Annotated in this window: 17 protein-coding genes; 8 read left to right on the top strand and 9 right to left on the bottom strand. The window is 61.1% G+C overall.

Annotated features, from left to right (window positions below):
- From ACYP5B_RS13085 to ACYP5B_RS13075, 3 genes are all read right to left on the bottom strand, one after another.
- Positions 1-313: MerR family transcriptional regulator (locus ACYP5B_RS13085; RefSeq protein ID WP_459569914.1), on the bottom strand; the 313-nt coding region annotated here is incomplete at its 3' end.
- 557 nt (positions 314-870) lie between these two features.
- Positions 871-1,389 carry a DUF1697 domain-containing protein gene (locus ACYP5B_RS13080; protein WP_459569912.1) on the bottom strand — a complete coding sequence of 173 codons (519 nt, stop codon included), beginning with the start codon at positions 1,387-1,389 and terminating at the stop codon, positions 871-873.
- A gap of 384 nt (positions 1,390-1,773) precedes the next feature.
- On the bottom strand, positions 1,774-2,355 hold the full coding sequence (locus tag ACYP5B_RS13075; RefSeq protein WP_459569911.1) for a TetR/AcrR family transcriptional regulator: 582 nt from the start codon (positions 2,353-2,355) through the stop codon (positions 1,774-1,776).
- 220 nt (positions 2,356-2,575) lie between these two features.
- Between ACYP5B_RS13075 and ACYP5B_RS13070 the strand changes: the two genes are divergently transcribed.
- Positions 2,576-3,352 carry an SDR family NAD(P)-dependent oxidoreductase gene (locus ACYP5B_RS13070; RefSeq protein ID WP_459569910.1) on the top strand — a complete coding sequence of 259 codons (777 nt, stop codon included), beginning with the start codon at positions 2,576-2,578 and terminating at the stop codon, positions 3,350-3,352.
- A gap of 108 nt (positions 3,353-3,460) precedes the next feature.
- On the opposite strand, the gene ACYP5B_RS13065 is transcribed toward ACYP5B_RS13070, so the two are convergent.
- Positions 3,461-4,111 carry a LysE/ArgO family amino acid transporter gene (locus ACYP5B_RS13065; RefSeq protein WP_459569909.1) on the bottom strand — a complete coding sequence of 217 codons (651 nt, stop codon included), beginning with the start codon at positions 4,109-4,111 and terminating at the stop codon, positions 3,461-3,463.
- A gap of 73 nt (positions 4,112-4,184) precedes the next feature.
- Between ACYP5B_RS13065 and ACYP5B_RS13060 the strand changes: the two genes are divergently transcribed.
- On the top strand, positions 4,185-5,081 hold the full coding sequence (locus ACYP5B_RS13060) for a LysR family transcriptional regulator ArgP (RefSeq protein WP_459569907.1): 897 nt from the start codon (positions 4,185-4,187) through the stop codon (positions 5,079-5,081).
- Positions 5,082-5,217: 136 nt separating this feature from the next.
- Here ACYP5B_RS13060 and ACYP5B_RS13055 read toward each other — a convergent pair whose 3' ends face one another.
- Genes ACYP5B_RS13055 through ACYP5B_RS13045 form a run of 3 tightly spaced genes read right to left on the bottom strand, consistent with a single transcriptional unit; the run spans position 5,218 to position 6,486 of the window.
- On the bottom strand, positions 5,218-5,676 hold the full coding sequence (locus tag ACYP5B_RS13055) for a GNAT family N-acetyltransferase (protein WP_459569906.1): 459 nt from the start codon (positions 5,674-5,676) through the stop codon (positions 5,218-5,220).
- On the bottom strand, positions 5,621-6,127 hold the full coding sequence (locus ACYP5B_RS13050; RefSeq protein ID WP_459569905.1) for a hypothetical protein: 507 nt from the start codon (positions 6,125-6,127) through the stop codon (positions 5,621-5,623). The genes ACYP5B_RS13055 and ACYP5B_RS13050 overlap by 56 nt, the downstream gene beginning before the upstream one ends.
- Positions 6,128-6,144: 17 nt before the next feature.
- Positions 6,145-6,486 (bottom strand): hypothetical protein, encoded by a 342-nt coding sequence (locus ACYP5B_RS13045; RefSeq protein ID WP_459569904.1) that lies wholly within the window; start codon positions 6,484-6,486, stop codon positions 6,145-6,147.
- Positions 6,487-7,114: 628 nt separating this feature from the next.
- Between ACYP5B_RS13045 and ACYP5B_RS13040 the strand changes: the two genes are divergently transcribed.
- Positions 7,115-8,236: a substrate-binding protein gene (locus ACYP5B_RS13040; protein WP_459569903.1), complete on the top strand. Its 1,122-nt coding sequence runs from the start codon at positions 7,115-7,117 to the stop codon at positions 8,234-8,236.
- 478 nt (positions 8,237-8,714) lie between these two features.
- Positions 8,715-9,503 carry a DUF899 domain-containing protein gene (locus tag ACYP5B_RS13035; RefSeq protein ID WP_459569902.1) on the top strand — a complete coding sequence of 263 codons (789 nt, stop codon included), beginning with the start codon at positions 8,715-8,717 and terminating at the stop codon, positions 9,501-9,503.
- A 1-nt stretch (position 9,504) separates the two neighbouring features.
- On the opposite strand, the gene ACYP5B_RS13030 is transcribed toward ACYP5B_RS13035, so the two are convergent.
- On the bottom strand, positions 9,505-10,341 hold the full coding sequence (locus ACYP5B_RS13030; protein ID WP_459569901.1) for an MFS transporter: 837 nt from the start codon (positions 10,339-10,341) through the stop codon (positions 9,505-9,507).
- Positions 10,338-11,192, bottom strand: a complete 855-nt coding sequence (locus ACYP5B_RS13025) for a class I SAM-dependent methyltransferase (RefSeq protein ID WP_459569900.1) — start codon at positions 11,190-11,192, stop codon at positions 10,338-10,340. Before ACYP5B_RS13025 ends, ACYP5B_RS13030 begins: the two co-directional genes overlap by 4 nt.
- A 132-nt stretch (positions 11,193-11,324) precedes the next feature.
- On the opposite strand from ACYP5B_RS13025, the gene ACYP5B_RS13020 reads away from it, so the two are divergent.
- From ACYP5B_RS13020 to ACYP5B_RS13005, 4 genes are all read left to right on the top strand, one after another.
- Positions 11,325-12,260, top strand: coding sequence for a LysR family transcriptional regulator (locus ACYP5B_RS13020; protein ID WP_459569899.1), 936 nt, complete (start codon positions 11,325-11,327; stop codon positions 12,258-12,260).
- Between the two features lie 352 nt (positions 12,261-12,612).
- Positions 12,613-13,221: a TetR/AcrR family transcriptional regulator gene (locus tag ACYP5B_RS13015; protein ID WP_459569898.1), complete on the top strand. Its 609-nt coding sequence runs from the start codon at positions 12,613-12,615 to the stop codon at positions 13,219-13,221.
- A gap of 116 nt (positions 13,222-13,337) precedes the next feature.
- Complete coding sequence (locus tag ACYP5B_RS13010; RefSeq protein WP_459569897.1) at positions 13,338-14,147, top strand: oxidoreductase; 810 nt, start codon at positions 13,338-13,340, stop codon at positions 14,145-14,147.
- A gap of 164 nt (positions 14,148-14,311) precedes the next feature.
- The gene (locus tag ACYP5B_RS13005; RefSeq protein ID WP_459569913.1) at positions 14,312-15,223 is read left to right on the top strand and encodes an NADP-dependent oxidoreductase; all 912 of its coding nucleotides are present in this window, start codon (positions 14,312-14,314) and stop codon (positions 15,221-15,223) included.
- Positions 15,224-15,234: the final 11 nt, after the last annotated feature.

The following is a 15,234-nucleotide window of genomic DNA, read 5'->3' as shown; positions in this document are numbered from 1 at the left end:
TCATGCCGCCGCCGACTTCCTGAATCCACTCGTCAACAGCAATTGCGCCAGCCCGGCAGTATTCCTCCATCGCCGCCACCTGAGATCGCAAGTCGTGGCGCTGCCCAGCGCTACTGACGCGGCAGTACACGATTGTCGATCGCTTCTCAGGCCCGCCGCCAAGCATCGCCCGAACGTCGGACTCGTCAAAGTACCGATGTCCGGAAGGCAGGCGCTTAGCCGCCAGGATGCCTTCGCGCTCCCAGCGGCGCACCGTACTGGGAGCCCGTCCGATGCGCTTTGCGAATTCGTTGATCCGATAAACCTTGCTCATAGCGAGCAATTATAGATTCTTCTGAGAAAGAATGGAGTATCAGTTGCTCGCTCTCAATGTCCACTGGAATTGGGGCGCGCCGTTTGACCCAGCGCAACCGGCCGGAGACCAACCACTTCGGTTGAGGACGCCGACAAGATGGAGGTGCCATTGAAACAGAACAGAACAGCGCAGCGCTCGCCGGAACGATTGACCTCGGCGACTTGACAATCAATCGATTGGGCTTCGGCACAATGCGTCTGCGTGGAGATTCGGCTTGGGGAAGAGCTGCCGCCCTCAGGCTAGCGCCAGAAGACTTCGACGATTTGAGATGAAGAGGCGCTGAAGCTTGCGAGTGGCGCGATCGTTCCGCGGTGGGAGTTCGGCGAAATTGCCAGTTCGATGGTCTCCATCGAACAGCCGCTCACCAGTCTGAATCGGACCCTCGCGAAAGCACAGCCAAGGTCGGCTCCTGGCCGGAGTGCGACCTCCGGCAGCGGTGTACCGTTCGGCTCTTGTCGACCCATTTCAGCCGGTTGGTGCAAGTGTTCTGGGCGTCCGGCGCTTGCACATGAGGGTTATGCACCGGCGCACTTGATGACCGTGTCGAGCGTTCGAGTGGTGATGTCCTTACCGAACGAGCGTTCGAGCAGGCTCATGAACACGGGGCCCTTCTTCAGGTCAGGGACGTAGGCGCTGAAGACCTCCATGGCATTGGCCTTGACGATGCTTGCACCGTCGCGCTCGATGGGCAGCTTCAGGTCTGGCGACACGGGACTACGGAGAAAGGTGACAACCCGTTTGGCCGAAGGCGAGAGGCTGAGCTCGGCGAAGGGGTCCGCGTCGATGAGGTCCTGGAGATAGCTGCTGGGCCGGACAAAGGTGTCGAAGCTGCGGCCCAGTCCGGCTTGCATCGCCTTCTCGGCGCGTCGCTCCAGGGCGGCCAGTGACGACGAGCGAGCATTGAACACGACGTTCCCGCTGGAGAGCAAGGTCTTCACTTCGGAGAAGCCCGCCGCCTCGAAGCAGAGCTTGAGCGAGGGCATCCGGGCATTCATCGGGCTGACGCCGCGAAGAAAGGCAACGTATCGGGGCATGACAACCTCCTGTTAGCGCATGGCCAAGGCCGACATTATCATGCGGAGGCGGCGGGAGGTAACGAAGTGGCTGAAGCCTTCGGGTAAGCGAGTCACGAAATACGGTGACAGCGCGAGTGTGCAGGCCGTAACGTGAGTGAACGCCGAGCAAGCCTCGAAAAGGACGACGCGCAGGCCGACCCGAAGCGGACATCCGGGGGAGGAGCTAATCGGGGAACAGTCGGCGAGGCACGCAGAGAAAGCCTACTGTCACCCGTGTCTCAGTCAATGAAGAGGGTGTCGGTAGATGTGTGCCATTGGCCCGCCGACGCGGCATGGCCCTGATGCGAGCGTGCGACGCGAAAACGATCAGTATTACCGATCTTGGCATGAGCGTCTAAAGCGCTAACGGGCGCCGCCGTCCTGCGTCATGACCATCGCGAGCGAGGCGGAAAGAATCGACTTCGCCAGCTTGTCGTCGTCCACCGCGCGCGCAAGCGTAATCGCTCCCACGATGGTCGCGACGATGCCAAGCGCCGCGTTTTCGTTGTTACCGGATGTAGCCTGCGCTATCCGTGCCGCCAATTTCCGTACGTAGCCAGTTAGTAGTTCCCGGATGTCGGGATTCACATGGCGCGCCTCACCTGCAAGCGCGCACAATGCGCATCCGTTGCCTGGATTCTTCACGTGACGCTCATTGAGGAAGGCCTCGGCAATAGACTGCAGCGGGGTTTTCGCCTGCTTGCCCGACCCCGCGGCAAGAGATGCAAGGCGCTTCTCGCTTTGAATGACCGCGTGCTCAAGTGCTTCCACGATCAACGCATCACGCGACGAAAAATGGCCGTAGAACGCCCCGTGCGTTAAACCCGCGCTGCGCATGCAGTCGGCGACACCAAGAGCCTCAATGCCGTGTTCGCGGATCTGCCGCGACGCGTTCTCCAGAATGCGCTCCCTGCTCTCAGCCTTCTGTGCCTGCGAATAACCCATTCTTCGCCTCATCCCTCTTGACAACTTGCATTACGCGCATAATACTGAATTTCTGCATGACGATCAACATACAGAATTGCGCTGTTAGCGATGGTCAGGTCAGATCGGATGCGGCTGCTGTCCGGCGCTGCATGGCAAGTTCCCAGGTTCTCGCGTCGCCAACAGGCGCCGCTTTCGGCGCGATCTCGCGTCGTAACACGCAATGCAAAGGAGAAGGATCATGCGCTTTAGTGGAAAAACCGCACTCGTAACCGGCGGCAACAGTGGGATTGGCTTTGCTGCGGCGAAGCTTTTGATTGCCGAAGGTGCCCGTGTTGCGATCACCGGCCGCGATCGCGCAAAACTGGACGAGGCGGTGTCCGAACTGGGTGAAAACGCCGTTGGCATCCAGGCGGATCTCGACGACGACGCCGCGATCGAATCGATGTTCAAACAGATTCAGGACGCCTTCGGGTCGCTCGATATCGTGTTCGCCAATGCCGGGATTTCCGGTCCCACGCCGCTCGGCGGCACGACATCCGCTGCGTTCGAGGCGATTCTTCGCACTAATCTCACGGCGGTCTTTCTCACGGTCCAAGGGGCGCTTCCGTTGATGAGCGCAGGCGGCTCAATTGTCCTGAACGGCTCGGTGATGCGCGAACTGGGCTCGCCGGGATCGGCCGCTTACTCCGCAACAAAGGCCGGCGTCACTGGAATGGCGAAGGTGTTTGCGTCCGAACTCGTTCAGCGTGGCATCCGGGTGAATACCGTTATCCCTGGCGGCACGCGCACGTCGATCTGGACGCGCGGCGCGAGAGTCGGCGCGACGCTGGAGGAGATCGAAAACGCGCTCGCGCCAGGCGTTCCGATGGGTCGCCTGGCCACACCGGAAGAGGTTGCCAAGGCGGCGCTGTTCCTCGCGTCCGATGATGCTTCGGGCATTACAGCGGCGGAAATCGTCGTCGACGGCGGCACGACCGGTGCCCCCCGAGGCGCCCCTCTGTTCCGCAAGGGGTGAAGGGCTTTAGCCAGCGCCGCCATGGTCGGCCGCGACCATGCGCCGGCCGAGGTGGCGCCTTCGTGGCGCCCCCTGCATGCCTCCTGCGGGGGCCTCAATGAGAACGCCTCAGAATCCTTTGAGGGCGTGACGCACCAGCAGAGCGGACAGCACGAACATGGTCACACCGATCAGGCCATCCAGCACCTGCCAGGCCCTCGGTCGGGCGAAGCAGGGCGCCAGCCAGCGTGCGCCAAAGCCCAGAAGCCCAAACCAGAACAAGCTGGCCAAGCTTGCGCCCGCCACGAACCAGCCCCGTAGCGCCGCGGGTTGCTGGGCACCAATGCTGCCCACCAGCAGCACCGTATCCAGGTAAACATGGGGGTTGAGCAGCGTGAAGGCCGCCGCCTGCGCCAGTGCGGCACCCTGGCTGAGGCCCTCCCCACCCTCAGATGCTTTCAATTGGCGCGAATGCCGCGCACGTCGCAGAGCCTGCCATCCATATACCGCCAGGAAGATGGCCCCGGCCAGCGACAGTGCACGCGCAAGGCCGGGGCTCTCCCCCAAGGCCTGGGCCATGCCCATGACACCCGCGGCAATCAGCAAGGCGTCCGCCATGGCGCAGAACAGCACCACGCTGCCCACATGCTCACGACGCAGACCCTGGCGCAGTACGAACGCGTTCTGCGCGCCGATGGCCACGATGAGCCCCAGGCTCAAGGCCAGGCCCTGGAGGGAAACGGATAAGGCAAGCGAAGTGGTGGCAAGCGAGGTGATCATGCGTTGAGCTTGCCTGCACTTGCGAATGAAGACAAACTACCGTTTCTTCACTCAGTTTAGTTAAACTTATCTGATGCTTGATTACTCCGCTCTATCCGCATTGGCTGCTGTGGTTCGGGAGGGCAGCTTCGAGCGTGCAGCCCGCGCGCTCCATGTGACGCCATCGGCGATATCGCAGCGGATCCGCCTGCTGGAGGAGCGCGTAGGCTGCGCGCTGGTGGTGCGCGATCAGCCCTGCCGGGCCACGGAGACGGGGCGACGACTGTGCCAACACGTTGACCGTGTGCGGCTGCTCGAGCAGGCGTTGCAGGGGGCTCTACCGGCGCTTGCTCCGGAGGGCATTGCACGGGTAGCGCTACCCATTGCGGTGAATGCCGACAGCCTGGCCACGTGGGTCGCCCCGGCCATCGCGGCCTTTGCTGCAGAAAGTCCCGTGTTGATGGAGGTGACGGTGGATGACCAGGAACACACCACCGAGTGGTTGCGCAGCGGCGCAGTGCTGGCCGCCGTGACGGCCACAGCGCGTCCTGCCGCAGGCTGCAACAGCCGCCCGTTGGGCTCCATGCGCTACCTGGCGGCCGCCAGCCCGGCATTCGTGCAACGCCATTTCGCCGACGGCGTGGGGGCTGGCAGTCTGGCGAAGGCGCCCAGCCTGGTGTTCAACACCAAAGACGAGTTGCAGGCGCGCTGGGCGCGGCGTTTATGCCATCGGCATGTGGAGCTTCCCCGGCACACGTTGCCTTCGCCACAGGCCTTTGTGACCGCAGCCCTGGCGGGCATGGGCTGGGGCTTGCATCCGAAGGCACTGATCGCCCCTCATCTTCAGGACGGTTCACTCGTCGAGTTGGTGCCGGACACCCCGCTGGACGTACCACTTCACTGGCAACACGCACGCGCGGCGTCAGGGTTGCTCGATGGTTTGAGTCGCGAGGTTCTGGCCGCCGCCCGTGCCGCCCTGTTGCCGCTCTGACTTGCGTCGGATCAGGCACGTGTTGTCTGAATCAGATGTATGTCTGCTTCTGGGCCGGGAGGGGCCCTTGGCCATCAGGCGTCGGTCGTCGCATGCCGACCCGGAACCGTCATTCGAAAACCTCGATGGCGGGCGTTCAAAGATGCGGCAATACACGTCCTTTATATTTCCGAATCAGCGTTCCATGAAGCTTCATGCTACGTCTAGCTGTCCCGTACACTGCAAAACCATTGCGTGTCAGAACACGAGAAGACGCCTGATTTTCAGGCCCGACCGTGGCCTCGATTCGCCGCAGGTCAAAATCATCACGAGCTTTGCTTAACACTAGCTCAACTGCTTTGGTCGCATATCCGTCACCCGCGAAGCGCTCGCCGATTCGATATCCGAGCGACGCCTTGTTAAAGTAAGGGCGTGTCACGCCGCCAAGGTTGACTCGTCCAACAATCACTTCTTTTCGCTTTACCAGAAACTGATATGTCCTATCAGCGGATGCGTCCTCTTGAGCTGTCGCATTGCTTGCCGAACTGACAGACCGGCACTCACTCGCGCATGGCAGGCAAATGGAGCTTGCTGGGGATGTCCCGCCCCTGGGCATCCAAGCACGGCTTGCTGCCGATCCCTTGACTATTCGGATTGTTGTTGAGTGCGACGGCGCCATACTCGAAGCAACGTTTGGATTCGAACACCAGCGCGGTTGTGGCACCCAGCGGATCAAACTCGATGATCAAACGGCGGTAGCGCATGTTCGCGGCGCCGACTACGCCTGCTCCTGAACCTGCGGCCACGAGCACGGCGAGACCGCCAGAGGTGTAGGTGCTGGCATACGCTATCCAGGACTCGTCAATCGCCACGACGTCGGGCTCGCCCAGCAGCATTAACACATCCTCGCGCGTGGTCTCACCCGCCTTGATGGCCACCGGAGCCGTGGCTGCGACATTCTCGCGGCTGTCCCGATCATAGCCTGGTGGGATGGGGATCGGGCAGCCGGCTAGCAGCAACGCCGCACTGCCTGCGCCAGCGATGGACCAGTACGCATGCGAAGACATTGCATTTCCTTCCCCGGTCAGGGCGAGTTTGGAATCGACCGGATCCTGACCAGGGAGTGGCGCCGCAGCACGCCATGCTCGTCAAAGGCGAGCACCAGGCTGTACTTGCCATTCCATTCCTTCCCGCTACGGTGCATCAGGATGTAGCCGGCCTGGTCCTCGTCCAACAGATACGTATGAATGCGCCCGGCCTCAAACGTTGCACTGGGTTCGGCCAGGTGCAGGTAGACGTCTTCGCGCGTCGTCGAACCGTCTTGCAGGAATGACAGGAGCTGCGGAGTGCCGACCACCGGTGTCCCGCAAGCTACCAAGAGAATGGCGAGACAGCCGGCGGCGAAGAAAAAGGCGGTCCGCGACATGCTGCGGCCTTGGCAGCCGTTGGCAGCGGTCGCGAACAACCGCTGGCGTTGGCCGTCTCGTCGCATCCCACTCTCCTCAGCTTACTGCACCTAACATAGACGATATGGCGCAGAGCGCAATTGGCGGATGCTCGCGGGTGCGCCACCGATCACGCGGCTCATGCCGCCCATTCGGGACGTCGTTCGACCGCCGCTATAGCGGCGGGTCTTCAAAGTTGACGGTTCGCGGAACGCGGAAACAGACGGGTTGACTTTTCGGGTGTCTGCTTTGGTCGATGAGCCGCCATCCAGCCTCCGCTCGCTGAACGGCCGGTGAAGGGGGGCTAGCGGCCATCCGGCTCAAGGTTGGCGATCATTGCTTCATCGGCCTAAGCAGCCACTTGCACCTTCGATCATGTGATGCTTGCTTATCAACCTGTAGCTGCCATTGGTCGCCTTTACTCTTAACTCTTAACTTGAACGGAGGCATCAGTCGCTAGTGAGGTAGTGGACAGGAAAAACTGCCCCAATGGACTAGTCTTGACAATATCGCCCAGCTACTGATGCAAGCCGGCGGCCTTGCCTTGCGCCGCTTAACGTGGCCGTTGGGTGTTCGTCGATAACCGATCCTTTGAGGGGGGAAGAACCGATGAGTGATTCAACAAGCGGATCCATCAAGGTGGGCGTCATCACCGACATTACAGGTCCCCTCTCGTTCTTGGGTATCGCCAATGCAAATGTGGCCAAAATGGTGATCAATGAGATAAACGCAAGGGGTGGCTTGTTGGGACGGAAGATCGATCTGTACCTCGAGGACAGCGCAACGACCGATAGCGTTGGGCAAGCCAAGTCGAGCAAGCTCGTCCAGCAAGATCAGGTCGACGTTGTCTTCGGCGGCATTTACAGCTCCATGAGGCAAGCCATCAAGGGCCCTGCTGTCTTGCAGGGCAAGAAGCTCTACATCTATCCGGAGCAATACGAGGGAGAGGAATGCCACCCGCTGATCTTCTGCACCGGCCCGGTGCCAGCTCAGCAGGTTGAATCCACGATTCCATGGCTGATGCAGAACACCGGAGCAAAGAAGTTCTACTGTCCGTCGGCTGATTACATCTGGCCGCACACGATGAACAGGAAGCTACGTGAGGTGGCAACCGCCCATGGCGGCTCGATCGTCGGCGAGGAGTACTTTCCGCTCGACCACACCGACTATAGAGCGACAATCGAAAAGATCATCTCCAGCGGAGCCGAGGTGGTATTCAACACGATAGTTCCGCCCGGCCTGGGGTCGTTCCTCGAACAACTCCATCAGTCCGGCTTCATGAAGCGCGGCGGCCACCTCGTGTGCACGTACTTCGAGGAGAACTTCCTGGGCTTCTTTCCGCCGGAACAAGTGGAGGGCCTATACAGTTGCCTCGACTACTATCAGAACGTCAACGATCCTTTTAGCGAGGAACTGTTGGCGAAGTATGACAAGCTCTATCCAGGCGACGCCAAATTCACCGCCGGCAGCGCAGCCACCGGCATGTACCGTGGCCTGAAACTCTGGGAGGCTGCGGTAAACGAAGCCGGCTCGCTAACCCAGGATGATGTGATCAAAGCACTGGACCACGCGAAGATCGCACAGGGGCCAGGCGGCCCGGCTGAAATGGTGCCCGGCCAGCATCACGTCCGGATGAACATGTATATCGCCCAGGTGAAGGGCATGAAATTCGAAATCGTCAAGAACCTGGGGGCCATGGATCCGAAGGAGTGTATGCAAGGAATAAAGTAAGCGACCAGGATTCCACGGCTTTGCGCGCTGTGCATCCAGTGTGACGCGTAACGGCTGTATCTACCCCATCCGGATGAACGCGAAAATCTTGCATTTCAGCCGGCCAACGCCATGAAACAGGAAGCACAAGCACCTCGAGAGCGGCAGTTCGGCGTTCTTCAAAGCGGACACTCCTGATGGACCCAGAAAGCCAATTGCCCGCCGGTGGCTATGGGCGATGAGCTGCCGTTCGTTAGCCAAGGACGAACGGCCGTTTCCGCAACCCGCTTGAGACAGTCGATCGCTGGACGTAAAAGCCTGCTCTTACCGGGTAACCGGCCGCTCAGCCGCAGACAATGAATCCCGTCACACTTGTCACTCCCACCGTTCGACGTCTGGCGACTAAAACTACCTCATGACCAACAGCGAGCGATCGGCAGTGAACGGTATTGCGTTCCAGCCCGAGGACACGCGAGCTCGCTCTAATTCTGAGGTTGCAATGACCACGATTACATCACCTGATGACGGCCGTAAAGAAGGACAGCACGCCATGAAAACGCTGCCGATTGTGTCGCCACAAGAGTGGGAGGCTGCGCGCGAGCAGCTTCTCGTCAAAGAGAAGGCCTTGACCCGCGCCCGTGACGCATTGGCCGCCGAGCGACGGCGGATGCCCTGGGTTGCCGTTGAAAAAGCGTATGTGTTCAACGGGCCCGAGGGCAAAGCGGGCCTGCTTGACCTGTTCGACGGTCGCCGCCAGCTGATCATCTATCGCGCCTTCTTTGAACCTGGCGTGCACGGCTGGCCGGAGCATGCCTGCATCGGCTGTTCCATGGTGGCCGACCACGTTGCCCACCTTGCCCATTTGAACGCCCGCGACACCACCCTCGTGTTCGCCTCACGCGCGCCGCAGGCTGACATCGCGCGCCTGAAGGCTCGAATGGGGTGGGAGATCCCCTGGTACACGATCACCGACAGTTTCGACGCCGATTTCGGTGTGGACCAGTGGCACGGCCACAACGCGTTCCTCCGCGACGGCGATCGCGCGTTCCGCACCTACTTCATCAACAGCCGCGGCGACGAAGCGATGGGCACCACCTGGAGCTACCTCGACATGACGGCGCTCGGGCGTCAGGAGACGTGGGAGGACTCGCCGGAGGGCTACCCTCAGAGCCGACCGTATAAGTGGTGGAACTGGCACGACAGTTACGTCCCCGACGCCGCGCCTGACCCGGAGTGGGTCGAGGTGTCAGATGCCGGGGAGGCCGCTTTTCGGAAACGCGACGGCTAGATCAGCCGGCGGATCGCCGGATCAACTGGCGCAGCGACAGCGCGTGCAGCAGGATCGAGCTTGGCACGACAAATGCCGGGGTCAACACATCCGGATAAGCGCCGGCACCGATGCTTGGCACATTCGGAACGATCAGTTGGAACCGGCCGGGCGAAGTGATCAACCCCAGGGTGATGGCAATGGCGAAATCCGCGAGGCCGAAGATGTTCCAGATGATCGCCGCTTTCCGACCCTCGGCCGTGCCGGTCGCGACGGCGATTGCCGCCGGTACGGCGAACACGCCGGTCAGCACGTCGCCGATTCCCGCCGGCAACGCGAACACGCCGGGCATCTCCCCACGCAGCCAGGCAGCGAGAGCCCAGCTGCCGAATACGCGGTAAAGCTGAATGGCGACGAGCCAGGTCTCAGGCATCGCATCGAGCACCTGCCCCATCCGCTTCGGCAACAGCAACAGTGGCGCACCGATCAGCACCGGGAGAAAGATCGCCAACGGCAGCAACGGCATCGGTGAGGGCGAGGTGCCGCTGCCGAAGACGCCATTGATGGCCGCGCTCCAGGCGACGGCGAACCAAAGCGTGTATGGGATCATCACCGCAAGCCAGGTCGTGCGGCGTCGGCCCAGCGTCAGGTCGGTGCGTTCGAGGCCAAGCCATAAACCGACCGCGATAACAGCATGGGCCGTCAGTTGGTGAGCGGTGGTGGGAACGCCGCTGGCCGGGATAATCGGCTGCCAGTAGATCAAGCCAATCCACAGAACCGTCAGCGGTGCTATCCAAAGCAGGTCGCGCCACGCGGGACGCGGCGAGACGATATCAGCAGGAACACGAGCGGCGGTCATGAGCGGTTCTCCACGTGATTCCGGATCTTCGTGGGGGCGGCTTCGAACACCGCAGTGAGAATGCCGAGTCGGCCTTCCATGAGATTGCGTCCCAGGTTGGTGAATAGTTGCGCGAAGTCCGGCCCCAGCACCACGCCGAGATTTGGCGAGGGCGGCGGCCCAGACGCACGCCGTTGGGTGATCCAGGCTTTTGCGGCTTCCGTGTCGTCTTGCCACGCCAGCGTGCGGAAGCCTGCTTTCTCGATTGCCTCGTGTGTTGCCTCGGCCGTCAGGAGAAAGCTCGTGGCCGGGGTTCGCGCCCAAGGAACGGGATAGAGCAGTTCGCTGCCGTTTGCGACGACGTCGAACGTCGCGAACTTGCCGCCTGGCTTCAGCACACGTCGGATCTCTCGGTAAAGCCGCGCGCGATCGGCGATGTTCATCGCAACATGCTGCAGCAACACCACATCAAAGCGGCTGTCGTCGAAGGGAAGTTCGAGGGCGCTGGCGGTACGAAACGACACCTGTTCGCTTTGCCTGGTGCGCTGGGTGAGATAGCGCGCGGCATCCACGAACGGTTCGCTGAGGTCGATACCCGTAACCCGGCAGCCACGGGTTGCAGCCAGAACACGGGCCGGCCCGCCGATGCCCGATCCGACGTCCAGCACCGACATGTCGGCGGTGATCCCGGCCAACTCGGCAAGCTCGGCGGTGGCAGCAAGCCCACGGGTGTGAAACTGGTCGAGGGCGTCCAGTTGCTGTGGTGTGAGCGGCTGATCCTCCGGTCCAAGGACCGCGAGTGCGACCCTCAGCCGCTCGGTCAAGCCGGTCGCGCGATAGTGATCGCGCACGCCATCAAGTGCATCGTTCATTGCGAGGTTCCTCCACGGTCTCAAGCGGATTGTTCCGGGCTTGCGAGTCGAGATCGGCGCGACGCCTCATCCGCAGGTGTAGGTGTACCATGACCTCCGGCGAGCGACTATTCATCACAACGTTGACGGGCTATGAAGCAGAACTTCACAGTCAGGCAGGGCGCGCTCGATGGCGTGGAGGCGTTCCTCAGCGTTGCCCGGCATCGCAATTTTCGCCGGGCAGCCGCCGAACTCGGCGTGACCCCCTCGGCCGTCAGCCAGTCGGTGCATGTGCTTGAAGCGCGCATTGGCGCAGCGCTCTTCATACGCACCACGCGCAGTGTCGGTCTGACAGAAGCTGGCGAACGGTTTCTTTCGCGTGCAAAGCCTGCCTTCGAAGAGCTTGTCGCCGCCAGTGAGGTTGCGCGCGGACTCGGCCAGCGGCCTGCCGGATTGTTGCGTCTTTCGGTGCCGCGCGCGGTGGTGCCGATCCTGCTGGAACCACTGATTGCATCCTTCTGCAAGGCTTATCCCGAGGTCGAAGTGGAGATCGCCGTAAGCGAGGAGCTGATCGATCTTGCGGCGGAAGGCTTCGACGCCGGCATCCGGCTAGCTCAGTTCGTTGCCGCGGACATGGTCGCGGTGCCGTTGACGCCCCCGTTTCGTCTTATCATCGTCGGCAGCCCTGCCTACTTCGCAGGCCGCAGCCGTCCCGAACGCATGGACGATCTGCGCGAACATGCATGTTTGCGATGGCGGCGATCCAACGGTGCGATCGCGCCCTGGTCATTCAACGACAACGGCCGCGCGATCGAGATCGTTGTATCGGGCCCTCTCATCGCGCATGACTTCCCTACCATGCTGGGTGCGGCAGTCGAAGGTTTAGGCCTTGCCCAGCTACCTGAGCCGATGGTCGCCGAAGGGCTGGGAGCGGGGAAACTGGTGCTCGTGCTGGAGCCGTTAGCGCCGGTGATACCGGGCGTGTTTCTCTACTATCCAAGCCGTCGGCAGATCATGCCGAAGCTGCGTGCTTTCATCGATCACGTGAAGAACTACCCGGCGGGCCATGGCAGTGCCGGGCCCCCCTGAAATCGCAGGTCAATCGCCTCCAAAGGAGTTTTTCAACACTATCGGCTGGTTGTGGCCGCTCGATCCGATGGCTGCTCGCGACCCTGCGCCGTCCTTCGGGCAGGCCCGGAGTCAATGGCGGGATTTGGGATACAACGGCCAAGGTAAGCCGGACGAGGAGTCGTCGGTCTATCCTCGCATGTGCTAGCCGGCAGCCGCGCGCGAGACTGTAACACTTGCCAAGACCACCGCCAGGCAAACACCGAGCTCGGGCTCGGCGTCTTGGAGCTAGTTGCACTGCTCGCCGCTGTCTGGAGGGCGCATTGATCTCCATCGACATTGCTCCGTGCAGCAAATTGCGCCGAAATGTTATATGATGACCATCATGAAGAAGCCGCAAATCAATCGGAAAACAGTCAGCCGTAGGGAAATCACGCACGAGCGGATCGTCGAGGTTGCCGCCCGCGCGATTCGGCGCAGCGGTTATGACGGCACGGGAGTGGCTGAAATCATGAAGGAGGCCGGCCTGACGCATGGCGGCTTCTATGCCCACTTTCCATCGCGCGAGGCGCTGCTTGCCGAAGCTGCTGACCGCGCCGGTGCTGAAGCCGTGGCCCTGTCGGAACATATCGCCGCCTCCGTGCCGCCAGAGCAAGCATTGCCGTCGATGGTGCGCGCCTATTTGTCGAAGGAGCATTGTGAAGGCATAGAGACTGGCTGCCCGGTCTCCGCCCTCGGCTCGGAGATGCCGCGCCAGGCGCCGGCCGTGCGGCGCGCAGCCACCCGCCGCATCAAGGAGATGGTCGATGTCGTTGCGCGCCAATTGCCCGATTGGGGTCAGCCGGGCGCGCACGAACAAGCACTTATGACGGTTGCCACCATGGTTGGCACCATGGTGCTGGCGCGTGCCGTTGACGACCCCAAGCTGTCGGACAGCTTTCTTCAAGCAGCATTGAAAAAACTCGTGCCCACTGACGCGTAAATCCGCCGGCCCGGTGCCGGTTTTCGCTGGATCTAAAATATGATGAGCATCATATTTTATCAGGATGAATGCCCGACCAACCACGTAAAGACATCCCTCGATATCGGAAGGACATCATGGAAACCAAAATAGCGCTTGTTACGGGCGCCTCGTCTGGAATTGGCGAAGCCACGGCAAAGCGGCTTACGAAGGCCGGATACAAGGTCTATGGCACCAGCCGGCGCGGTGCACAAGCCGGCCAGCGGACGTTCGAGATGCTGCCACTTGACGTGACTAGCGAAGAATCAGTGGAAGCTGCCGTCAAGGAAGTACTGCGCCTACACGGCCGCATCGACCTGCTGGTGAACAACGCTGGCTTCGGCGTCGCCCCTGCCGCTGCAGAAGAGAGTTCGATTGACCAGGCCCGCGAGATCTTCGATACGAACTTCTTCGGGATTATCCGCATGACGCGTGCCGTGTTGCCCCATATGCGGCAACAAGGTAGCGGCCGCATCATCAACATCGGCTCTGTGCTGGGTTTCTTACCCATGCCCTATATGGCGCTGTATTCCGCCACCAAGCACGCGGTCGCAGGCTATTCGGAGTCGCTCGACCATGAGTTGCGCACGATGGGCATCCGGGTATCGGTCATTGAGCCTGCCTATATCAAGACGCCTTTTGACGCGAACTTCATGGCGCCCGACGCCCCCCTCGACGAGTACTGCGAGGTGCGTTCGGCCGTGGATAAGCGAGTGAAGGAGGTGGTCGAGGGCGCTGACGGTCCCGAGGTTGTGGCCGAGACCGTACTGCAGGCCGCCATCGCGGCTCGTCCGAAACTCCGCTATGCAGCCGGTGGACTCGCCGGCCGTCTGCGATTGCTACGCAGATTTGCGCCTGCGGGCTTCGTAGACGCGGGTATTCGCAAAGATCTGCGGCTCGCAACGTAGACGGTGTTGCTGCCGCCTCCCCGTCCAAAGGGCAGACTACAAGGACGTGCTGGCATAGTCGTCGACGTCAACGCATGACTGTGCTGCGACCGATCTGCAGCTCTACATCCGTGCTACTGCCTGCGAAACAACTTGACGCAACGAGAAACTGACAAGGAACCATGATGAAGGCATTCGTCGTCGATCGATATGGACGCAAAAATGGCGTACGAGCCGGCGATATGCCGGTCCCGGAGCTGCGCGAGGACGACGTATTGATCCAGATTCACGCCGCTGGCGTGAATCCTCTCGATTCCAAGATCAGGGACGGGGATTTCAAGTTAATTTTGCCTTATCGTTTGCCATTGATTTTGGGCAACGATCTGGCCGGGGTTGTTGTCCGCGTCGGATCGCGCGTACGACGCTTCAAACCGGGCGACGAGGTCTATGCGCGACCGCACAAGGATCGCATCGGCACTTTCGCGGAATTCATTGCGGTCAAAGAGGATGGCGTGGCGCTCAAGCCCACGGCACTCACGATGGAGGAGGCGGCTTCAATCCCGTTGGTGGGGTTGACCGCCTGGCAGGCGCTGATAGAAAAAGGGCAACTCAAGAAAGGGCAGAAAGTGCTCATACATGCTGGCTCGGGCGGCGTTGGTACCTTTGCCATTCAACTGGCAAAGCATGTGGGCGCGACTGTCGCGACGACAACGAGCGCGCCGAATATCGAACTGGTGAAGCGCCTCGGTGCGGATATCGTCATCGATTACAAGAAAGACGACTTTGGGGCCATCCTGAAGGACTACGACGTGGTACTGGATACGCAGGGCGGAAATGCTCTCGAGAAGTCGCTGCGAGTGCTCAAGCCGGGTGGCAACCTCATCGGGATCGCGGGTCCGCCTGATCCCGATTTTGCGAAAGAGATGGGTGCCTCTTGGTTCCTGAAAGCGGCGATGCGCTTTCTGAGCTATCGCATCAGAAAAGCGGCGAAACGTCATGAGGTCAGTTATTCAGCCTCTTTTGAATTTCAAGTGGGTGGTATCGTGGGCGGATTCCAGGTAAAGAAGAACACAAGCGATGCACAGCAAACTGTTTGAAGCAGCCCTTG

Source organism: Cupriavidus sp. 8B (genome assembly GCF_054589115.1).
Note: the sequence above shows the minus strand (reverse complement) of the source record. Positions and strands in the feature narration are given on the sequence as shown.